The following is a 22,762-nucleotide window of genomic DNA, read 5'->3' on the forward strand; positions in this document are numbered from 1 at the left end:
ATTTCTCCTTAGTCCTGAGCTACTTTAGTTACGCGTAGGTTGATAAGTGCCAATGCGCCAACCAATAGGAAGATAAGCGTTGCTACTGCACTTGCTAGACCGAAGTCTTGACCACCAGCACCTTCGAATGCGATTCGGTAGGTGTAACTTACTAGCAGGTCGGTGTAACCCGCAGGCTCTGATGTACCAATCATGTTTGGACCACCGCCAGTCAACAACTGGATAAGTACGAAGTTGTTGAAGTTAAATGCAAAACTCGCGATCAACAATGGTGTTAACGGTTTCAACATCATTGGTAGTGTGATACGTGTGAAGTTCGTGACAAAGTTCGCACCATCAATTGCTGATGCTTCATATAAATCGTCTGGAATCGCTTTTAGTAAGCCCATACACAAAATCATCATGTAAGGGAAACCAAGCCAAGTGTTAACAATTAAGATCATGGTTTTCGCCATGAACGGATCAGAGAACCAAGCCGGGCTAATGCCGAACAAGCCTTCCAACAACATGTTGATCTCACCAAAGCTTTGGTTAAACAAACCTTTAAAGATCAAGATAGAAATAAACGCCGGAACTGCATAAGGCAGGATTAGCAGCAAACGGTAAACTGAGCGACCTTTAAGTGCTTCCCACTGAACCACACTGGCAAGGACAAGACCAATAACAAGCGTAAACAATACGGTTAGCGCAGAGAAAACAATGGTCCAGATAAAGATACTGATAAACGGCTCTTTGATACCATCATCTTTCCAAACACGCTCAAAGTTGTGGGTACCAATGTTCACCACGAAACCTGGTGACACTGTGCTGCCAACAAATTGACCGTTTTCATCGACAGGCTGGTAGTAACCTACTTCCATATTTGGGCGTAGCGTTTCTTCTGTCCGGTTGTTGTAAAGCGTTTCACCATCTTCTTGCAATGTGTACAAAGGTACAACTGCAGCAAATTTGCGCAGCCCACTCATGCGGATATCATCACCACTTGGCAAATGTAAATCGACACTGCTCAACGCACTGCGGTTCTTAACAATCGCCTTGATTGATTCTTTTTCACCCGTTACTTCTTCAATTGGTGAAAGATCAAACTCCGATGCTGAAAGGTTATCAAGCTGAAAAGTCGGGCTTGCAAGTAGCTCACCATCTTTTTCAACCACAAGTTGATGGCCTTGCTCCGTTTTATACAAAGTGAACGGGTAGCTATCACCACTTTGGTAAGTTCGGTCCAAAAGTACGTTCTGAGCGCGATCAAAAGAGAGTTGGTTCTTCGCGCTATAGTTGGTAAACGCCAAACCTATGGTGTACGCCAAAGGAAAAAGAATGAAAAGGATCATCCCTGCTATACCAGGGTAGATGTAACGGTGTGCGTACGTCTTTTTACTACCAAAGATGAACAACGCTAAAGCGGTAAGAATGAGCGTAAGTAGTGCAAACGCAATCTCACCGCGAGAATACATAAGGATTGTTGCGTAGCCATTGATGATGCCGACTGTGCCTAAAAGTGACCATTTCATGAACACTTTTTTGCTGCTCGGAAGGCTGGCTTCTGGTGCTGTCATAGCATTTGTACCTTGAACTGACTGCATAGGGAACCTGCTAGCGAATATAGAATAAATATAGAAAAGTAAGGAGGAGTTGCCTCCTCCTTAAAAAGGTCTTACTTAATTATTTAGTCATTTGTTTTTCTGCATCTGCAAGAGCTGCATCGACAGTTTGACGACCGTCAACTACGTTGATGATTGCGTTCTTAGCCGCACCCCAGAATGCGTTCATTTGAGGGATATTTGGCATGATTTCGCCGTTCATCGCATTGTCCATTGTTGCTGCGATACGAGTATCTGAATCTAGCTCACGTTGGAACGAGTTAAGTGCTACCGCACCTAGAGGCTTATCGTTGTTAACCATACGTAGGCCTTCGTTTGTTAGTAGGTAGTTCTCAATGAACTCAACTGCTAGATCTTTGTTTGGAGACGCAGTGCTGATACCAGCCGTTAGAACACCAACGAATGGCTTAGAAGATTGACCTTGGAACTTAGGTAGCGTAGTCACGCCGTAGTTAACGCCAGACTTCTCAATATTGCCCCAAGACCATGGACCGTTGATCGTCATCGCTGTTTTGCCTTGGTTGAACGCAGACTCAGACACTGAGTAATCCATATCCGCAGAGATTACGCCTTTATCAACTAAGCCTTTTACGAAGCTCATTGCGTCTTTAACGCCTTCTTTCGCGATACCAGCGTCTTTAACATCGTAACCTTCAGAAGTGTATTTGAACGCGTAGCCGCCATCAGCTGCCATTAATGGCCAAGTGAAGTACGGTTCTTTTAGGTTCCACATGATTGCAGACTTGCCGTCTTTTTTAAGTTTTGCATCTAATGCTGCAACCTCTTCCCAAGACTTTGGTGGGTTTGGAACTAGGTCTTTGTTGTAGATTAGAGATAGAGACTCAACCGCAACTGGATAGCCGATCAATTTGCCGTCGTAACGTACTGCATCCCAAGCGAAATCAACGATACCTTCTTGAATATTCTTAGAAGGTTTAATTTCTGCTAGCAGGCCAGCTTCTGCGTAACCACCGAAACGGTCGTGAGCCCAGAATACGATATCAGGACCGTCGCCAGTCGCTGCAGTTTGAGGGAATTTGTCTTGAAGGCCATCTGGGTGAGCCACAGTCACTTTAATGCCTGTGTCTTCTTCAAATTTCTTACCAACTTCAGCAAGGCCGTTGTAGCCTTTATCACCGTTGATCCAGATAGTAAGTTGTCCTTCTTCGATGGCAGCATTAGCACCAAAAGAACCCAAAGCAACAAGAGTACCTAGTGCTACAGCGCTTAACTTTTTCATGTTCGTATCCTTTTTATATTTTTGATGTAGGGCTAGTCCATTGAGGTTCAGCCGTATTTCGACACATATCATCTGAAATAATCCAATATGTCTCATCCTCCTAATCCCTACGCCCTTACAATTATGACGTATTTTCGTGATCTAAATCGCCAAGGGTAAGAGACTCAAATCACAAAATGGATAGTTCCTGTGATCGGTTTCAACTTTAGGTGGTGCAATAATGTGATTTCCGACCAACTGCTTTCTTCCTCCTCCTTTTTTACTCCTCCCTTTCTACTCCCCCTACAATTATTTCTATTAGGAGGATGTCGCACTACGCACAATCTTAGAAACTGCAGTCATCCAAGAGTGGATGGTAAGAACCCTTTCCCAGCAGTGCCTACGTATTAGGAAAAAGATTTGCTGGTTTTGCATTGCCAGACGAGTGGAATGTCATTATTAGTGTTGTTTGTGGTAATTATTTCACGGGGGAGACAATACGAATAATGTGGGGGAGAGAAACTCGTACTTGGCTATGATGGGTAGCACTTCTATTCAGGACATTTTATTGAAGTGCTACCCTACTTTTCTTACCAACCGCAAGAACTTACCGATTCCTACTGTTACTGCTCGCTAGATAATTCATATAATGATGAGCGGTGAATAATAAAAAATTGATCGAGGACGAGCTACATGGCGAGTGTCACGTTAAAAAATGTTTGTAAAGCGTATGGCGACGTACTGATTTCTAAGAACGTAGACCTAACAATCAACGAAGGTGAATTTGTTGTTTTCGTAGGTCCATCAGGTTGTGGTAAATCTACCCTTTTACGTTGTATTGCCGGTCTTGAAGACATTACTTCAGGTGATTTGTATATTGGTGACCAGCGCATGAATGACGTCGAACCATCCAAACGTGGTGTTGGTATGGTATTCCAGTCTTACGCTCTTTACCCGCACCTTAACTTATATGACAACATGTCATTTGGCTTGAAACTAGCAAAAGCAGACAAAGCAGAAATCGACAAGCGTGTTGAACAAGCAGCAGAAATCCTACAACTAGGCCACTTGCTTGAGCGCCAACCAAAAGCACTTTCTGGTGGACAGCGTCAACGTGTGGCGATTGGCCGAACATTGGTATCGCAGCCAAATGTATTCCTTCTAGACGAGCCACTATCAAACTTGGATGCGGCACTGCGTGTAAACATGCGTGCACAAATCACGAAACTTCAGCGCCAACTTGGTTGTACCATGATCTACGTAACGCACGATCAGGTAGAAGCGATGACAATGGCAGATAAAATCGTTGTATTAGACGGCGGTTATGTATCGCAAGTTGGTAAGCCGCTTGAGCTTTACCATTACCCACAAAACCGCTTTGTAGCTGGCTTTATCGGTTCTCCGAAAATGAACTTCATGAGCGTATTCATTGATGAAGTAGAAGCAGAGCGCGTCAAAGTTCAACTATCTAACGGCGTATCTTTCTGGATTCCGGTGGATGGTACAACAGTTAACCGCGGCGACCGAATGTCTTTAGGCATTCGCCCTGAGCACCTATTATCCGCTTCTGAAGCTGATGCAAGTATTCACGGTGAAGTGATGATTGTTGAGAAGCTAGGTAACGAAACTCAAGTATACCTAAACCTAGAAGGTGCGGACGCCGACGTTATTTTCCGTCAGCCGGACACGCTTGCAGTCGACACTGGCGATAAAATCGAGATCGGTATTCCAGCTCATCGTTGTCACCTGTTCCACAGTGATGGTCGCGCATGCCGCCGCCTATACAAAGAAAACGGCGTAGAAGTCGAATAGTTCATTCGTCCTTACTCAAAAAAATCCCTCTCACTTGAGAGGGATTTTTTATCTTAATAAATATCAGCAATTCGATACTAAATCATTAATCGTTAACGAATCAAATCACCCGTTTCTTCTACCCTCACATAAACCATTGTCTTTGTACTGATACTTCATTTTTAATACTTTTCCTCATTCCTCATAAGTAAGTACCAGCTTTTTCCTAACCCGCCAAACTTAGCCAAAGGGCTAAATATCATTCTTATTTCCACTTACCTCTACAACGCAAATTTTTACACTTATCAACGAAATTACACGTGACAAAAAACTCAGCAGCATTCAACAGAATGCTCTGTGCACCAACTACTAATAACGTTCACGACACGGCAATTGGGGAAGACACCCAAGGGCGGTAGCGTGTCAGAAGGGAAACTGAGTCATGAAACAAAAAGGACTTATCCGCTCTCATGAGATGGAGTTCGCTTTTTTATATCGCATCTCAGATCTTGCTGTCATCGTCTCTTTTATGCTGCTTTTAGTGTTCAAAGACATGAATACTGCGATGGGGAAAGATTACGTCATATTGGCTTTCGTTGGAGGCATCTCCTTTCTATTTATGGCAGAAAGCGGCAATCTGTATCGCTCTTGGCGAACCAGTTCGTTTAAAGATCAGATGTTTATTGTCTGTATTGCTTGGGCGGTGACTTCTGCACTTATCTTTATTGTGCTGTATTTTTCTGAAGTCCATACCTTATTTGATAACACAATTTTAGCGCTGTGGTTTGCGATTACGCCCGCTCTGCTCTTAGCATGGCGAGTAACATTCCGTACCGGATTAGCCTATTTGAGAAAAAAAGGATTCAACACTCGCACTGCGATCATCATCGGCCAAACTCCTCACGGCATTACCCTAGCTAACGAAATTCAAAACCACACAGAACACGGCGTGCTTTTTGATGGCTTTTACGACGAACGATCTTCCGACAGATTGCCAAATTCTGATTATCCTATTAAAGGAGCTGTTGACCACGCCCTTGAGCGAGCTAAAAAAGGGGAAGTAGATTACGTCTATATCGCGATGCCAATGCACGCAAAAGAGCGCATTGCGTCACTTCTTAACCAATTCTCAGATACCACCGCAAATACGTATCTGATTCCCGACTTCTTCACTTATAACCTTTTACATTCTCGTTGGGCGCAGATCGGCCAAGTTCAAACACTAAGTGTCTTTGATACACCTTTTGCTGGAATTTCTTCTTGGGTAAAACGGTTTGAAGACATCTTGTTTTCGAGCATTATTTTGGTCTTAATCGCCCCTATTCTATTCGTCATTGCGATTGGCATTAAGGCAACGTCTAAAGGCCCTATCATCTTTAAACAACATCGGTACGGTCTTGATGGACGCAAGATTGAAGTCTGGAAGTTCCGTTCAATGACAACCATGGATCAAGGTTCCAACGTGAAACAGGCGACAAAGAACGATCCTCGTATTACGCCTTTTGGCGGATTTCTACGTCGCACCTCTTTGGACGAACTACCTCAATTTATCAATGTACTGCAAGGGACCATGTCTATTGTCGGCCCACGCCCTCATGCCGTGGCACACAATGAAGAATACCGTCAGATCGTGGATCGCTACATGCTACGTCACAAAGTAAAACCAGGCATTACTGGCTGGGCGCAGATTAATGGTTATCGCGGCGAAACCGACACCTTAGAAAAAATGGAAAAGAGAGTCGAGTTTGATTTGGATTACATCCACCATTGGTCGGTTTGGATGGACATCAAAATCATTTTTATGACCGTTTTCAAAGGCTTCACTGGTGCTAACGCTTACTAAGGTTGAGATTATGAAGAAACTGACAATGGCAATAGCATTGAGTCTGTTTTCTACTGACTTGCTCGCAGAACCGATGGCTTACCAAACCGAGTCTGGTATAGAGTTGATTCCCCTCGTAAAAACTTTCTACGAGGGAGATGACAACATCAATAAAGCGGAAAAATCCGGCAATGTAGAGTCAGTCAATATTTGGGGTATAGAACCAAGCTTACTAGCACGTATAGAACGGAATCGCTATCGCGCAGATATTTTATATAAGTTAAAAGCTGGCTTTTCATCTGACGATCGCAACGACTTCGACGACCACACTTTTCAGTTTTCCAACTTTTTCGAATTTAATCATCGTCATCGTTTAGTGGTTGATTACCGTTTTCGCGCCCAGCATGAAGTTCGAGGAGAAGATATTACCGAAGGTAATGGTAGCGCAATCGACTCACCAATAGAGTTCAACCGTAACGATGTAAAAACCAATTATGTCTTTGGATCTAACGGTGCCAAAGGCAGACTCGAATTCGGTTTAGGCTATAGTGATAAAACCTATCAAAACTATCGTGACGGCTTGCCTGGTCGCCCAAACGCTAAAACTAAATACAACGATTTTCGAGCTCCCAATGCACATTTGGAGTTCTATTTAAGAGCGACGCCAAGAACCTATTGGTTAGTCGGAACAAACCAAATCGTAACCGAGTATCAGCACCGAAATTCTGCGCAGCCATCGAAAGATAACAACACCAGTTTCTATTACACCGGTGCCGAATGGGAAGTCACAGGAAAAACCAAAGGCATCGCTCGACTCGGTTATCAAATCAAAGATTTTGACAGCGCTCAACGAGAGACATTTAAAGGCTTTAGTTGGGATATCGGCTTTGAATGGTTGCCTCAAGAACAAACTCTAGTCAGCGTGAAAACCACTCAAGCGGCGGTTAACCCCGATCAAGATGGCGATTACAACCTACAAACTCGTTACCGACTGAACCTCAAGCACGATTGGAATAGTTACCTTGCAACTCGCTTAGGTGCTGTTTATCAACAAGATGATTACACGGGAATCTCCAGAAACGACGAACGGTACACTCTATCTTTTGGTATCGATTATCAGATCAAACGTTGGATACTGCTGCAAGCCGATTGGCAATACCAAGATAAAAACTCTAGCCGATCGGGTTATAGCTTCGAACAAAATATTTGGACTTTAAGCGCACAGTTTTCTCTGTAAAAAGGATTATTAATGAAGGCATTCATCAAATTCATGAGTGTAGCGTTGTTGCTATTTAGCACTTTGGTCAACGCTGACTCAAACGAGGAAGATTACTTACTCGATACTGGCGATACCATTTCCGTGCAGGTCTATGGTGAAGAAGATCTTACGATTAAAAATATTCTAATAACGTCAGATGGCTACTTTGATTACCCCTACCTTGGCCGAATTAAAGCAATCAAAAAAACACCAAAACAACTCAAGTACGAAATAGAAACGGGCTTAAAAGGCGATTATCTCATCAATCCAAAAGTGATGGTCACCATCAATAACTTTCGTCTGTTTTACGTTAATGGAGAAGTCAGGAAACCTGGTGGATTCGAGTACCGTCCAGGGTTAACCATAGAGAAGGCCATCGCTCTAGCAGGTGGCTTGACCGACAGAGCCTCACGCAAAGGCATTAACCTCACCAAGCATAAAACAGGTCAAACGATGGAGGGGGTCAGTATGCACCGCAACGTTGAACCTGGTGACATTGTATTTATTGACCAGAGCTTCTTTTAAGTGACAGGGAATCAAATGAACGGGACTCATCCAAATAATCTCCAGATGAACAAAGTAGAACTGATTCGTTTTGGCCATCACTTCAAAGCGATTAAAAAGAATTGGCTAAGCATCGCAGCATTCACGCTTCTGTTCTCATTAACTTGTACTTGGTATATCTACTCCAAAGCATCGATATACCAAGCTACAGCTACGCTACTCATCCAAGAGGAGCAAAAAAGCGCCCTTTCAATCGAGGAAGTATATGGCGTCGACACGACAAAAAAAGAGTACTTTCAAACGCAAATCGCCATTTTAAAATCGAATCATATTGCAGATAAGGTCATTAGAGAGCTGAACCTTACCCAATTACCTGAATTCACAAGCTCAGGGGGGTTAAATAAAAAAATCGACCAAATAAAGTCGATTCCTTTTGTTCAAGACCTACTGAATGTGGCACCAAGCCCAAAAGAAACCGCGCAGTTTTCAGAGTCCTATTATCAGGCACTTCAAGCTTTCAGAAGTAAACTCGATATTGAGCCAGTACGTAACACCCAATTAGTCAGAATTCGCTTTCGTTCTACCGATCCTAAGCTTGCTACGACAATCGCCAACGCGGTCGGCCAAGCCTATATTGACGCAAATTTTGAAGCCAAATTGGTCGTTACACAAAATGCGGCTACTTGGTTGACAAATAACTCTCAAAAATTGGAGGAGCGATTACGTAACTCGGAGCAAGCGCTGCAAGAATTCTTGTTAAAAGAAGGGTTGATCGATATAAACGGTATTGATGAAATTTACGCAAATGAGCTAGAAGAACTCACTCGCAAGCTGAATATCGCTGTTAATAAGCGTATTGAAGCGCAGACGTTAATCCAACTGTTACGACGTAAATCTTCGCAAAGTTTAGACAGCTTGTTGTCAATTGATGAATTCGCTAATCAAGCGCAAATCCGCGATCTAAAATTGTCGGAAGCACAGGCAGCCAAAAATCTCTCTGAACTGGCACAGCGCTACGGACCTAAACATGATCGAATGATTCAGGCGAAAGCACAGCTTGCTGAAATTCAATCAAGAACCCAGCAACTCATCCGTGACATTTCCTTCAGTAAGCAACAAGACCTTCTTGCTGCAAAAGCGCAAGAGGACATGCTTCGAGCAGAACTCGATAACAAAAAGTCAGACTTCCAATCGTTAGGGTCACAAAAAGCGCGTTACGAACAGTTAAAACGCGAGGTTGAATCTAATAAGGCACTCTATGAAGCGTTCTTAAATCGTGAGAAAGAGACCAACGCCACCAGCGACTACAAGAATGTCACGGCTCGCTTTACTGATAAAGCCATCATTCCTCTGTTCCCGGTGGCACCACAACGAATCAAACTGGTACTGATTGCCACCTTTTTTGGCTTTGCCATTGCTTGCGCTCTGGTCATCATCTTAGAAACGATGCGAGAAGTTATCCGAAGCACAGCCGATGTGCAGGAAAAACTTGGTGTTACGTGTTTAGGTGTGATTCCTATGGTCAAAAAACACAATTTGCGTAAAAACGGCGTCAGTTATACCGCGTATTTAGATGATGAAGAAAAGCTATTTAGTGAAGCTTGCCGCTCAGTCAGAACCTCGCTTCTGCTCAGATTAACCAACACGAAGCAAAAGATATTGCCCTTTACCTCTGCTATTCCAGAAGAAGGAAAAACATCGACCAGTATCAATATGGCGGTGTCGTTTTCAAAAATGGAAAAGGTGTTAATCATCGACTGCGATTTACGTCGACCTTCCATCGCAAAGCGATTCGGTATTGCAGAATCAAGCCCTGGCTTAACGCATATCCTGACGATGGACACGCCAATCAAAGATTGTGTTACACATATAAAAGAAGCCAACTTAGATGTATTACCGGCCGGCCTAATTCCGCCAAACCCACAGGAATTATTAGCTTCTGATCGCTTTAAAAAGTTGCTCGAACATTTTCAAAATAAGTATGACCGGATCATTATCGATACACCTCCACTACTGTCAGTGAGTGACGCACTTATTCTTGGTCAGTATGCCAATGGTCTGATTACCGTCATTCGCTCAGAATCGACAAAATCATCACTGGTTAACCTTGCGTTATCTAAACAAATACAACACTCAGTTCCATCTCTTGGCGTCTTAATCACACAAGCCAAGGCCAAGGAAGGAGAGACGCTTTATGTCCAGAAATACGCCTACTAACGTAAACCTATCTTGGTACCAAACGTTGAAAAGCCAAGAACAGCCGGTATTGATCTATCAAATGGGCAAAGTAGGTTCGAGTGCATTAGAGCATTCCATTCCTGACTCGATTCACTTGCACGACCTTATGACCGTCGATGCGCAAAAACAAATATCCCCCGTTAGAGCGCAATTGCATAAGCCTCAGATCAATGCGTTAAAGCGACGACTAAAGCGTATAACGATGAGCCATATGTTAAAGCGCAAGAAAAAAGTTCGAATTATCTCGCTGGTGCGTGAACCGATCGGACGAAATGTCTCAATGTTCTTTCAAGCACTTCCTTTTTGGATGGCGGACAAATATCTAAAGGATGACAGCGCAATACGTACCGAACGACCGCAATTACTCCAAGAAGCATTTGATAAGCACATGAATCATCAATATGCGCTGCAGTGGTTTGACAACGAGATCAAACAACTAACAGGGATTGATGTGTTTAACGAGTCTTTTAATCACGAAGTAGGCTATCAAACATACCATAACAATAACTTCTCACTGTTGGTCATTCGAAGTGACAAGCTAACGAAGGCTAACTCCGCAGTTGAAGACTTTTTAGGTTACCCCGTGGATATTGTTTATGAAAATCAATCAGACAACAAATGGTACTCGCCACTAATGAAAGAATTCAAAACGCAATTTCAACCTACACCCGAGTACGTTGAAGAAATGCTGAATTCTAAATTGACGAAGCACTTTTTCTCAAATGCAGAAATCACCGACCTTAAACAGCAATATCTGACCAATTAATCATGAAAACAAAGATTCTACATATTATTAATGATCTTTCTCAGAACGGCGGTGCTCAGAAGTTCTTAGTCGACCTTGTTTTAGAACATAAGCCTGAATACGAAATCAAAATTTTGGTCTTGTGTGATGAAAATGATTACTTACCAATGCTATCTGCCCAAGGTATAGAGTGTTTTAACTGGCGCACATTGTCATTGAGTGAGAAATTCTCTTTGCTGCGTTGGCCGGATGTCGTTCACGGGCACCTCTACCCTTCCATTTACCTAGCGCTATTGGCGGTAGGTAAAAAACGAATCCAGACTGAGCACTGTTCTTATAACCGTCGACGTGACTATCCGCTGTTTAAGTTCATGGAATACGTCTTATATTGGGGCCACGACTTGACGGTCAGTATTAGTGAAAAAGTACAAGATGAACTGGTGAAGTTCATGCCTCGTTACCAACACAAATATCACGTGGTGCACAATGGCGTTGACTTAAAAAGGTTTTCTATGACGCCAAGATGCGCCAGCCACCTAATCGACAAACCAGTTATCAAGATTGGAATGGTGGGTCGACTTCACCAACATAAAGATCATGAAACGCTTATCCAAGCACTTATCCATTTACCAAGACGATACGAACTCCACCTTGCGGGAGATGGAGAAAAAAAATCGTCACTGCAAGAATTGGCAACAAAAATCAACGTCGCGCAACGTGTTCACTTTCATGGCGTAGTTTCTGACATTCCAGCCTTTTTGAACGACATGGATATTTACGTGCAATCGTCGCACGTCGAAGGCTTTGGCTTGGCGGCGGTTGAGGCCATGGCAGCAGGCTTACCCGTATTATCATCGGACGTACCTGGTTTGGATGACGTCACCGGACGTGCCGAATATTTATTTCAAGTTGGTAACGCCACTGAACTGAGCCAAAAAGTCCTCCAGCTGTGTGAAAGTGTTGAGCGGTACGACGCTGCAAGTCAATACTCAGTCAATAGGGCCTCTCTCTACACCATCGATAAATTTCGTGAAGGTTACTATGGAATCTACCAGCAGCTTTGCGCCAACAAATAGTTCCGCGCCATCGAGCCATCGCGCCTCATTGCTTGCAGCATGCCTATTAGTATTGTTCTTTATTCCAATGAAGTTTCGTGCTGGAGGAATAGCGCTAGCCCCATCTGACATCGCAAGCCTTTTGTCTATTGGTTTTACTGCATTAGTGGTATTGGAAGGAAAAGCTGAAAAACTCATGCATCCCTGTATGGGGTTCCTCGTATTGTTCACTGGGTATGTGTTCATAAATGGTCTGCTAAATCGCGTCCCTTTAATGCCGCTAGTTATAGAAACTGTGCAATGGTTAGCGATTTTGTGCCTTCTGAGCCTAATGTACGCCTATGGCGTGTTTGATGACGAACGGGTAATGGTATATTTCACGTATCTGTTGTTTTTCATCTGTACGCTCGTTGCCTTATGGCACTTTGCTCAGGGCTATCAAAGCGGGTTTAAGTTACTCGGGGTAAGTAAATACGGGTTCGGTGTACTGTGCTCACTACTGTACCTTTATCGAGATAAAATTCGCGCTTTCCACCTTTTGATGCTCGTAGCTTTAGTATTACTGATGTTGTCACAAGAAAGAAAAGCGCTACTTGGTTTTTGTCTGCTTTTCTTCTTTGACCAACTGCTCGTAAAAAACTTAATGAGAAAATCGCTCAGCGAAACGTACACGTGGATGATTTTATTAGCCTTAAGCTTTATTGTGTTTACTGCCGTCACAACCACACTCTACGTTGGGTTTGAAACGCTAGCAGACACATTGGAAATAACCCAAGAAGACGTCTTATTTGCCAACCAAAGTGAAGCCCGCTGGGTATCGAATCTTCATAGAAAACTTTTACTTGCCAATGGGCTAGATATTTTACTTCAACACCCAGTGTTAGGTGTCGGCGCGAAAATGTTACCCAACTTTATGATCAGTTACTTTAATTATGATGAGCTTGCGATCTACACCCACAACTTTGTGTTAGATACAGCAATTGAATACGGATTGCTTGGTATCGGTCTGCTGTTTGGTGGTTATTTTCTTTTTATTCGCTTTTGCTTCCGTAGTCTTAATGAAAACAGAAAAAGCCTATTACTTGCGATATACGCCCTCATCATGGTGTTTTTCGTTGCGGTAAACACCACCATAATTTTAATACTCTTGTTACCCGTCATGATCAGCATGAGCAAGGACTCAAGGGCCATTGCTCATACTTTTCCGGTAAACCATCACCACGAATATGAATAATCAAGGATAGGATAGATGAAGTATTCAATCTCTCGACAATTTGAAAAGAACCGAGAACTCCAAGCTGATAATTTTGTTTTAGTTTACCAAATGGGCAAAGTTGGCTCCTCATCAATTGAGCACACGCTAGGGGAGAAAAATATCCCGAGCTATCACATCCACACCTTTGATGATCACGAAGAATTTCACATGTATCACAATAAAAAAGACGTGAGTAAATTCTTCGACTTCCGAAACCGCGCACTCTATCGCTTAGTGCTCAAGCAGCGAAAACGTATCTTACAAAAACGCGAGCAGATTAAAATCGTTACGCTGGTCCGCGATCCAATCGCAACTGTCTTTTCTCGCTTCTTTCAAGATCTCCATTTGCAATTTATCGAAGGCAAAAAGAACGATGCAATTCACCGAGATATGGAAGTCACGTATCAGCACCTCGAGCATTGCTTTGATAACTATATCAATCTCAACTATTTTGCGGACTGGTTCGACAACGAGTTAAAGCGTAATTTCAATATCGATGTGATGCGCCAAGAGCTGGACAACACTCAACCTTTCTTCACATTCCAGAACGATCAGGCCAACGTCATGCTAATCAAATGCGAACAGCTCAGTTCTCTTGATAAAGAAATCGGTGAGTTTCTTGAGTTGCAAGACTTCGTGCTGAAAAACAGCAACGAAGCGAAAAACAAGTGGTACTCCAATATCCACCAACACTTTAAGAATCACTACGACTTCTCAAAACTGTTCTATATGTACGATCTTCCCTTGTATCGCCACGTTTATTCAGAGCAAGAGCGTGATGCTTTTAAACACAAATGGATGCAAACACCAGGGACAAAATCATCATGAAGAAAGTGCTCCATGTTACAGAAGCATTTGGAGGTGGCGTTCAAACCGCCCTCTATAGTTATGTTCACTCATCCAGAGACGAGCCTTATCAGCATTTCTTGCTAGCCAGAGCCCGAGAAAACGACTTGACCAATGAGAACAACCACCACATTTTCGTACAGACAAAGTGGGTAGAAGGCGGCTTGCTTCAATTTATTCGCGATGCAAACCACATGATTGCATCACTTGGTCCCGACGTCGTTCATTTGCACTCGAGTAAAGCAGGATTTCTCGGCCGATTTCTAAAGCTTGGCAAGGCACGCTTGGTTTACACACCGCACTGTTATGCCTTCGAACGTGAAGATATCTCAGAGCTTGCACGCCAGATCTATAAAGCACTAGAGAAAGTAAAACTGAGCAAAATTGATGTGGTTGCAGGCTGTAGCCAACGAGAATGTGACCTAGCCATTAGCATTGGTGCGAAACGTGCCGAACTGCTCAACAACTACGTGTCTTATCAAAGTGAAGATCGTATAGAGCGAAACAAGCAAGAAGCGCTGAAGCTCGTTGTACTTGGTCGTGTCGCGCCTCAAAAAGATCCTCAGTTTCTTATCAGCACATTGCAGTTCCTTAATCGGTATGCGCTTAACCGCCCGATAGAGATCACATGGATAGGTGGCGGTGACCACGTACTCGAACAGAAATTACGCACTGAAAATGTGGATGTAACGGGCATGCTGCCTCGCGATGAGGTAGTTGAAAAGCTCAAGGGTTCAGACCTTTATCTACATACTGCAGCATGGGAAGGGATGCCGTTAACCATTCTAGAAGCATCCAAGTTACATCTTCCTATGGTTATTCGGACCATCGGCGCAACCAAAGATCTCAACTACCCGTTTTTAGCGCTCACACCTGAAGAAATGGCCAAGCAGATCGCGCATTGTGTCAATCATTATGAAGAGATCGATTTTCGCCAATATACAGCAGAATTAAACGATGCCTTCAGTGAAGAAAAACAGCGCCTCGCACTCAATAATATTTACGGTTAAATGCCCCTATGTTTCACACTGTTCAACAAAAATTACTGTTGATGCCCAGCGGTAAAAAAAGCTTGTTATCTACTGGATTAAAAACCGCAATCACGCGTGTGTTGAGTGCGCTATTTGCTTTTTTACTGACTCTGATTGTATCGAAGACCAGTGACGCTTCGACGGCCGGTCAATTTTTCTTTTTATTCAACCTAGTCTCGCTACTCGCTATCGTTTCTCAGCTAGGTTTTGATGTCTCGTTAGTTCGTTACAATGCGATCGCTTTTAATAACAAAGAGAAGCTTGAACAAAGCCAAAACTATAAAACCGCACTTTATCGAAGTATGGCATTTTGCTTGCTCGCCATAGGCGTTTTGTTGGCAGGGTTTAATCTGTTTCCAGAGCAGCTAAACCAGACTCAATCACCAATGTATGCGATTATTTTATGCTTGCTTTGCATACCTTTCTTGGTGCTTGCGCAAACCAACAGTCGGGTGCTTCAAGCATGTAGAAAAGTCGTATCATCTCTGTTTGCGTTGCAGCTTGGGGTAAGCATGTTGATGGTCATTTTTGTCTTTGCCCTAGACTATATCGGTCAGCAAAATATCAACAATCTAATGACCGCACTGCTTTTAGCGAGCATAGGTGTCGCGGTCATATCTAGTGCCAATTGGCTTGGCTCAGATCAATATCAAACATCGGCTTTCGTACTAAACAAAAAAATGGTCTCTTCTGCCAAGCAAGTCTGGGTTGGCAGTATCTTCACGAATGTTCTTCAATGGGGAAGCCTTGTTATTGCGGGCTTTTTTATCTCAACAGCGGAAATCGGTTTGTTAGCCGCAGCCCAACGCACATCACTACTGATTGGCTTCGTGCTGATTACCATTAACTTTGTGGTCGCCCCGATGTTTGCCTCTCTCTACAAAGAGCGTCAAATGCTCAAACTGCAGAATCTGAGCCGCTTGGCGTGCCGAGCCAATGTTGGTTTAGCGATTGTACCCGTAATTATTTGCACCCTCTTCCCCGAGTTTGTAATGAAGTTTTTTGGTGAGGAGTTTCTCGCCGCGGCGCCACTATTAGTCGTCCTTTCTCTGGGGCAGTTAGTCAATGTTGCGACTGGTTCAGTAGGGTTTTTATTATTAATGAGCGGTCATGAGAGAACCATGAAATACATTACAATTTCCTCCGGTACGGTGTCCATCTGCCTACTTGTTACGCTTTGCCAAATGTTTGGGGTGATTGGTGCAGCGTGGGCAATGGCAATTGGCATGGCTATCCAGAATTTAGCTGCACTGTACTTTGTAAAACGTTACTTAGGCTTCTTTCCAATAGGTTAATTATGGCTTTAATACTGGCACGCACGAGCTTTTTTTTAGTCCTGATGCTAACCGCTTCACTCTCTTTGTGGAAAAGCTCTGACCTACACCATACTGCTTACCTACAAATGGAAACCTACTTAGGCGGATCAAGTACGCTTCACTTTACTTTCAGTTTATTGATCGGCTTTTTATCGGTCTTCACGTTCCCTTCTCTGGTGAGCTCGAATAAAACCGACGTTTTTGGGATTCGTCTTTTGCTACTGCTGTTGGCTATCGTTTCAATGGAAGAAATGAGCCAACTTTTTATTCCAAATCGATCATTTAGTTTTGATGATCTCAGCACCAACTGGATAGGCGTAATCTCAGGTTACTTTAGTGCCAAGTTAATTCGCTTCATCCGCACTCGATCGTTCTAGTAATACAGGAATCTCTGGGGGATTTGGGTATATAATTACGCCAAACAACCAGACTAACGAGTACATCATGCCATCTCATCCAACCAAGATAACTTTTTTTGAATTCTTAACCCCGTTGATCACGTCAGGCAAAAAGACGATAACGATTCGAGATGAATCAGAAAGCCATTACGTTCCCAATACAGAAGTCGAAGTTTTTACCTTAGAAACGAATCGTAAAGTCTGCGATATCAAGATACGTTCTGTAGAACCACTTCACTTTGAAGATATTAATGAGTTTCATGCAGAACAAGAAGCCATCGAACTACCAAAACTCAAGCAGTTAATTCGAGAAATCTACCCAAATACCGACACGCTATTTGTTATTGAGTATGAGCTGATTAAATAACCCACAACAAAGGCTAGACGACTGGTCTAATTCATTCTATAGTACACTTCATGAACGCAAAGACGAATGACACACGCCAACATATTCTCGACGTCGGATACGAGTTGATCGTAAACCGAGGGTTCACGAGTGTTGGTCTTTCAGAGCTATTAAAAAAGGCCGCAGTGCCAAAAGGCTCGTTTTATCATTACTTCAAGTCCAAAGAACAATTTGGTGAAGCGATGATTCAAGACTACTTTACTAAGTATTTTGAGCGTTTAAACGCACGCTTTACCAATACTGAACTGAGTGGCTACCAACGCCTAATGAGCTATTTCGAAGAAATGGTCAAAGTAGAAGACGACGTGTGTAATGCGAACAAATGTTTATTGGTTAAGTTAAGTGCAGAAGTCTCCGATCTCTCAGAGTCAATGCGCTTGGCATTACGCCAAGGAGCAGACAAAACCATTCAAGCGATAGCGGATTGCATTGACATCGGCATTCAAGATGGCTCAATCCCCAATGGTGACAGTGCGTTATTAGCAAGGCAGATATACTACCTTTGGAATGGCGCTAGCTTGCTGAACAAACTTTATCAAGATCAGGCAGCATTGACGCAAAGTCTGACCTATACTCAACACTTACTGCAGAATACGCGCACTTGCCCATAATGGGCGGCGTGGAAGCAGAATGAACACCCTACACACGTTTCACTGTCAGAAAAAGCGTCAGTGTTAACACAGTAAACCTTCCCGCTTTAAATAAGCGGGATATTTTGAAACAAATACTAGACGACCGGTCTAATCAACAAGTGAGATAGATATGACTAACGCAACAAATCGCAGAATCGTACTCGCGTCACGTCCCCATGGTGCACCGACACAAGAAAACTTTCGTTTAGAAGAGGTAACGAAACCGACTCCGAAAGAGGGTGAAATGCTATTGAGAACGGTTTATTTATCTCTAGATCCATACATGCGTGGTCGCATGAGTGATGCCGAATCATACGCTGACCCTGTTGCAATTGATGACGTAATGGTCGGTGGTACAGTTTGTCAGGTAGAAACATCAAACCACCCAGATTACGAAGCAGGTGAATGGGTTCTTGCCTACACTGTTGGCTGGCAAGACTACGCTATCTCAACTGGTGAGATGGTCATTAAACTTGGTAAAGAACCGCAAAACCCTTCTTACGCGTTAGGCGTTGCAGGTATGCCAGGATTTACCGCGTACATGGGTTTACTCGACATTGGTCAGCCAAAACCAGGGGAGACCATCGTGGTAGCAGCTGCTACGGGGCCTGTAGGCGCAACAGTTGGTCAAATTGGTAAAATCAAAGGTTGCCGAGTTGTTGGTATAGCAGGCGGAGAAGAAAAATGCCGTTACGCTAAAGAGGTGCTTGGCTTCGATGAGTGTATTGATCACAAAGCTGAAGACTTTGCAGAACAACTGAAAAATGCCTGTGACAAAGGTATTGATGTTTACTTCGAAAACGTAGGTGGCAAAGTATTCGAGGCTGTAATGCCACTTCTGAATACAAATGCGCGTATCCCACTTTGTGGTTTGATTTCTCAGTACAACGCGACAGAGCTGCCTGAAGGTACCGACCACCTTCCATTGCTAATGGGTAAGCTCCTGACCAAACGAATCAAGGTGCAGGGCTTCATCATTTTTGATGATTACGGACATCGTTACGGTGAATTTGCGCAAGATATTAATCAATGGTTGGCAGAAGGAAAGATCCAATACCGCGAACATCTAGTACAAGGACTGGATAATGCGCCAGAAGCATTCATCGGTCTGTTGGAAGGTAAGAATTTCGGCAAACTTGTAGTACAGATTAACGACCCATTATAAAAAGGGATATGTAAATGATTAAACTTCACCACCTCAATCAGTCTCGTTCAAAGCGCATCATTTGGTTACTTGAAGAGCTAGATGTAAATTACGAAATTGTACCCTATGTCCGTGATTCCGTGACCTTCATGGCACCGCCAGAACTAAAAAGTGTTCACCCATTAGGAAAGTCACCTGTTCTTGAAGATAACGGCGAGATTATCATTGAGTCAGGTGCAATGACCGAATATTTGATTGAGAAATACAGTGACGGAGCCTTTGCTCCTGAGCGCGGTACAAAAGCACACACAGAATATTTGCAATGGATGCACTTTGCAGAAAGCTCCGCAATTTTACCTATGCTGCTAAAAATCTTCGTAAGCAAAGAGCCAAATGAAACTCAGTTTTTATCAGGCTATGCCGACAAGGAAGCAATGAATGTACTAGGCTACTTCGAGCAATCCTTAGAAGGCAAAACTTACCTAGTAGAAGAGCGTCTGACTGGCGCTGACATCATGATGTCTTTCATTGTCGAATTGGTTCAAAAGTTTGGTTTAGTTAATCACTTCCCTAATATTGAACGTTATGGGAAACAGCTCGCGACACACCCAGCATTTGCAAAAGCTGAACAACTTGAAGTGGAGTACTCTTAATTACTTCCCCCCTTTCGCCCCTTTGATGACACGTAAAACTTCATTTAAGGGGCGATATTACTAGCATCGCAGACACGCTAACTGGATAGCGCTCCCCCCAGTCAATCGCATTCGAGAACGTCGATTGTTATGTCAATCAAGCTAATGTAGTAAATTTCTGATTCTAATATAGTTTCGACCATAGTCACCATCTATTGAATTGATAAGCAATATCAGTTTTCTCCCCCAGCTTTTCCGTAATAACCTCCTCTACAGTTTCTAAGGTATTGAGCCCTGGAGGGGGAAGAAAAATGACAAACAAGAAATTGACTACAGCAGCAGGTTGCCCTGTCGCACATAACCAAAACGTTATGACTGCAGGTCCTCGTGGCCCTCAACTATTACAAGACGTTTGGTTCCTTGAAAAATTGGCACACTTTGACCGCGAAGTGATCCCTGAGCGTCGTATGCACGCAAAAGGTTCTGGTGCTTACGGTACGTTCACAGTAACGCACGACATCACAAAGTACACGCGCGCTAAGATCTTCTCTGACATCGGCAAAAAAACAGAACTATTCGCTCGCTTCACTACCGTAGCTGGTGAGCGCGGTGCAGCAGACGCAGAACGTGACATCCGTGGTTTCGCACTAAAATTCTACACTGAAGAAGGTAACTGGGACTTGGTTGGTAACAACACACCAGTATTCTTCCTACGTGACCCACTAAAATTCCCAGACCTAAACCACGCAGTAAAACGCGACCCTCGCACTAACATGCGTAGCTCTACCAACAACTGGGATTTCTGGACATCACTACCAGAAGCATTCCACCAAGTGACTATCGTAATGAGTGACCGTGGTATCCCCGCTTCTTACCGTCATATGCATGGTTTTGGTAGCCACACATTCAGCTTCATCAACGCAGAAAACGAGCGTTACTGGGTGAAATTCCACTTCAAAACTCAGCAAGGCATCAAAAACCTAACTGACCAAGAAGCAGAAGCAATCGTAGGTAAAGACCGCGAAAGCCATCACCGTGACCTTTACGAAGCGATTGAGCGTCAAGACTTCCCTAAATGGAAGATGTACGTACAGATCATGCCTGAGCTAGAAGCGGATGAAGTCAACTTCAACCCATTCGACCTAACACGTATATGGTCTCAAAAAGACTACCCACTGATCCCAGTTGGCGAGTTCGAACTGAACCGTAACCCAGAAAACTTCTACGCAGAAGTTGAGCAATCAGCGTTCAACCCAGCTGCAGTCGTACCTGGTATCGGCTTCTCTCCAGATAAAATGCTACAAGGTCGTCTGTTCGCTTACGGCGATGCTCAGCGTTACCGTCTAGGTGTGAACCATCATCAAATCCCAGTGAACGCACCTCGTTGCCCTGTTCACAGCTACCACCGTGATGGCGCAATGCGCGTTGATGGCAACTTTGGTTCAACACTGGGTTACGAGCCAAACTACAAACAAGAATGGGCAGAGCAACCAGATTACTCTGAGCCACCTCTACGCATCAATGGCAACGCTGATCACTACGATCATCGTGTAGACGAAGACTACTTCAGCCAAGCGGGTGACCTATTCCGTCTGATGAGCGAAGAGCAACGTCAAACTCTGTTCGATAACACAGCTCGCGCAATGGACGGTGTGCCAGAGTTCATCCAACAGCGCCACGTTCAACACGCATACGAAGCGGACGAAGCGTACGGCAAAGGTCTTGAAATTGCACTAGGCTTAAACAAGTAAGCGAACGCTGCAATCATTACACTGTGTGATTTAAAGACGAAAAAAGGAGGTACTCTACAGCACCTCCTGATTTCAAATCACTAATCCTTAATCACAAGTCACAAAACATGCTCAAGGTGATTCATTATGATTAACTTAGATTTCTTTAAGCTCTTTGATACCAAAGAACTGTTTATCTATTACTGATTCATCAACTACTGATTTTTAGCTACCGCTTTGATCAGTACTGATGTATCCATGCGACCTAAACCATCACGTTGAAGGTCTGCGTATTGCTCATCCACTTTCTTAGTCAGTGGAAGTTCTAGACCCACTCGCTCAGCTTCTTGCAGACAGAAACCTAAGTCTTTGCGCATCCAATCAATAGCGAAGCCAAAATCGAACTTGTCTTCAGCCATCGTATTTGCGCGGTTTTCCATCTGCCAAGAACCTGCAGCGCCATGCTTAAGTGTTTCTACAACTTGAGCAATGTCCAAGCCTGATTTTTGTGCCAGCAGCAAAGCTTCACTCAGGCCTTGTAAAACGCCACCAATACAGATTTGGTTTACCATCTTACAGCGTTGACCCTGACCGTTTTCACCCAGTAGCGTCATCTGCTTCGCGTACACATCCATCGCCGGAGACACACGGTCAAAAATGCTTTGTTCACCACCACACATGATGGTTAGAACACCATTTTCTGCGCCCGCTTGACCACCAGAAACTGGCGCATCAATGAAGTGATTACCATACTTAACACACGCTTCAGCCAACTCAACCGCTAGGTCTGCAGAAGTCGTTGTGTGGTCCACTAACACTGCATCCGCTTTCAAGCCAACCAGAATGCCTTCTTCACCGTAAACAACGCTACGAACGTCATCATCATTACCCACACAGGTAAAAACAATGTCACAGCCTTCTGCCGCTTCACGTGGTGTTTCACAAGCCACGCCTTGGTATTCTTCAGCCCATTTGTCGGCTTTCGCTTTTGTGCGGTTGTATACTTTGGTTTCAAAGCCCGCTTTACTTAGGTAACCAGCCATTGGGTATCCCATCACACCCAGACCAATAAATGCTACTCGTTGTTTTTCCATTGCACGCTTCCCTTAGTTCACCTGACTGAAATGTTTCGTAACATG

20 protein-coding genes are annotated in these 22,762 nt (G+C 43.7%); 17 read left to right on the forward strand and 3 right to left on the reverse strand.

The window, feature by feature from the left end:
* Positions 1 to 8: 8 nt before the first annotated feature.
* Both malF and malE read right to left on the reverse strand, forming a co-directional pair.
* The gene (gene malF / locus UQW94_RS03810; protein ID WP_005375273.1) at positions 9 to 1,583 is read right to left on the reverse strand and encodes a maltose ABC transporter permease MalF; all 1,575 of its coding nucleotides are present in this window, start codon (positions 1,581 to 1,583) and stop codon (positions 9 to 11) included.
* Positions 1,584 to 1,662: 79 nt separating this feature from the next.
* Positions 1,663 to 2,841, reverse strand: a complete 1,179-nt coding sequence (gene malE, locus UQW94_RS03815) for a maltose/maltodextrin ABC transporter substrate-binding protein MalE (RefSeq protein ID WP_064369667.1) — start codon at positions 2,839 to 2,841, stop codon at positions 1,663 to 1,665.
* Positions 2,842 to 3,513: 672 nt separating this feature from the next.
* Here malE and malK point away from each other — a divergent pair.
* From malK to UQW94_RS03900, 17 genes are all read left to right on the forward strand, one after another.
* A complete protein-coding gene (gene malK, locus UQW94_RS03820) occupies positions 3,514 to 4,632 on the forward strand; it encodes a maltose/maltodextrin ABC transporter ATP-binding protein MalK (protein WP_005375271.1) in 1,119 nt (372 codons plus the stop codon).
* 421 nt (positions 4,633 to 5,053) lie between these two features.
* Positions 5,054 to 6,454: an undecaprenyl-phosphate glucose phosphotransferase gene (locus tag UQW94_RS03825; RefSeq protein ID WP_322142009.1), complete on the forward strand. Its 1,401-nt coding sequence runs from the start codon at positions 5,054 to 5,056 to the stop codon at positions 6,452 to 6,454.
* 10 nt (positions 6,455 to 6,464) lie between these two features.
* Entirely contained in the window at positions 6,465 to 7,670 is a 1,206-nt protein-coding gene (locus tag UQW94_RS03830) for an outer membrane beta-barrel protein (protein WP_158173201.1), read from the forward strand.
* A gap of 12 nt (positions 7,671 to 7,682) precedes the next feature.
* The gene (locus UQW94_RS03835) at positions 7,683 to 8,216 is read left to right on the forward strand and encodes a polysaccharide biosynthesis/export family protein (RefSeq protein ID WP_005375265.1); all 534 of its coding nucleotides are present in this window, start codon (positions 7,683 to 7,685) and stop codon (positions 8,214 to 8,216) included.
* A 15-nt stretch (positions 8,217 to 8,231) separates the two neighbouring features.
* Positions 8,232 to 10,412 carry a GumC family protein gene (locus UQW94_RS03840; protein ID WP_322142010.1) on the forward strand — a complete coding sequence of 727 codons (2,181 nt, stop codon included), beginning with the start codon at positions 8,232 to 8,234 and terminating at the stop codon, positions 10,410 to 10,412.
* On the forward strand, positions 10,390 to 11,199 hold the full coding sequence (locus UQW94_RS03845; protein ID WP_267923520.1) for a putative capsular polysaccharide synthesis family protein: 810 nt from the start codon (positions 10,390 to 10,392) through the stop codon (positions 11,197 to 11,199). Before UQW94_RS03840 ends, UQW94_RS03845 begins: the two co-directional genes overlap by 23 nt.
* A gap of 2 nt (positions 11,200 to 11,201) precedes the next feature.
* Positions 11,202 to 12,254, forward strand: a complete 1,053-nt coding sequence (locus tag UQW94_RS03850) for a glycosyltransferase (RefSeq protein ID WP_322142011.1) — start codon at positions 11,202 to 11,204, stop codon at positions 12,252 to 12,254.
* Complete coding sequence (locus UQW94_RS03855; protein ID WP_322142012.1) at positions 12,220 to 13,467, forward strand: O-antigen ligase family protein; 1,248 nt, start codon at positions 12,220 to 12,222, stop codon at positions 13,465 to 13,467. Before UQW94_RS03850 ends, UQW94_RS03855 begins: the two co-directional genes overlap by 35 nt.
* Before the next feature lie 15 nt (positions 13,468 to 13,482).
* Complete coding sequence (locus tag UQW94_RS03860) at positions 13,483 to 14,316, forward strand: putative capsular polysaccharide synthesis family protein (RefSeq protein WP_005375258.1); 834 nt, start codon at positions 13,483 to 13,485, stop codon at positions 14,314 to 14,316.
* On the forward strand, positions 14,313 to 15,344 hold the full coding sequence (locus UQW94_RS03865) for a glycosyltransferase family 4 protein (protein WP_005385852.1): 1,032 nt from the start codon (positions 14,313 to 14,315) through the stop codon (positions 15,342 to 15,344). The genes UQW94_RS03860 and UQW94_RS03865 overlap by 4 nt, the downstream gene beginning before the upstream one ends.
* Positions 15,345 to 15,352: 8 nt before the next feature.
* The gene (locus tag UQW94_RS03870; RefSeq protein ID WP_258469939.1) at positions 15,353 to 16,660 is read left to right on the forward strand and encodes an oligosaccharide flippase family protein; all 1,308 of its coding nucleotides are present in this window, start codon (positions 15,353 to 15,355) and stop codon (positions 16,658 to 16,660) included.
* A 2-nt stretch (positions 16,661 to 16,662) separates the two neighbouring features.
* Positions 16,663 to 17,058 (forward strand): VanZ family protein, encoded by a 396-nt coding sequence (locus UQW94_RS03875; protein WP_213903453.1) that lies wholly within the window; start codon positions 16,663 to 16,665, stop codon positions 17,056 to 17,058.
* 67 nt (positions 17,059 to 17,125) lie between these two features.
* Entirely contained in the window at positions 17,126 to 17,446 is a 321-nt protein-coding gene (gene yqfB / locus UQW94_RS03880) for a N(4)-acetylcytidine aminohydrolase (protein ID WP_206953498.1), read from the forward strand.
* A gap of 50 nt (positions 17,447 to 17,496) precedes the next feature.
* A complete protein-coding gene (locus UQW94_RS03885; protein WP_005385858.1) occupies positions 17,497 to 18,096 on the forward strand; it encodes a TetR/AcrR family transcriptional regulator in 600 nt (199 codons plus the stop codon).
* Positions 18,097 to 18,247: 151 nt separating this feature from the next.
* Complete coding sequence (locus UQW94_RS03890) at positions 18,248 to 19,282, forward strand: NADP-dependent oxidoreductase (protein ID WP_005375239.1); 1,035 nt, start codon at positions 18,248 to 18,250, stop codon at positions 19,280 to 19,282.
* Positions 19,283 to 19,296: 14 nt separating this feature from the next.
* A complete protein-coding gene (locus UQW94_RS03895) occupies positions 19,297 to 19,914 on the forward strand; it encodes a glutathione S-transferase family protein (RefSeq protein WP_222711954.1) in 618 nt (205 codons plus the stop codon).
* 290 nt (positions 19,915 to 20,204) lie between these two features.
* Positions 20,205 to 21,644 carry a catalase gene (locus UQW94_RS03900; RefSeq protein WP_205391386.1) on the forward strand — a complete coding sequence of 480 codons (1,440 nt, stop codon included), beginning with the start codon at positions 20,205 to 20,207 and terminating at the stop codon, positions 21,642 to 21,644.
* Between the two features lie 194 nt (positions 21,645 to 21,838).
* On the opposite strand, the gene UQW94_RS03905 is transcribed toward UQW94_RS03900, so the two are convergent.
* Positions 21,839 to 22,717: an NAD(P)-dependent oxidoreductase gene (locus UQW94_RS03905; protein WP_017821261.1), complete on the reverse strand. Its 879-nt coding sequence runs from the start codon at positions 22,715 to 22,717 to the stop codon at positions 21,839 to 21,841.
* Between the last annotated feature and the right edge of the window lie 45 nt (positions 22,718 to 22,762).

The sequence above is a fragment of the Vibrio sp. PBL-C16 genome (genome assembly GCF_034321865.1).
Classification (GTDB): Bacteria; Pseudomonadota; Gammaproteobacteria; order Enterobacterales; family Vibrionaceae; genus Vibrio; species Vibrio alginolyticus.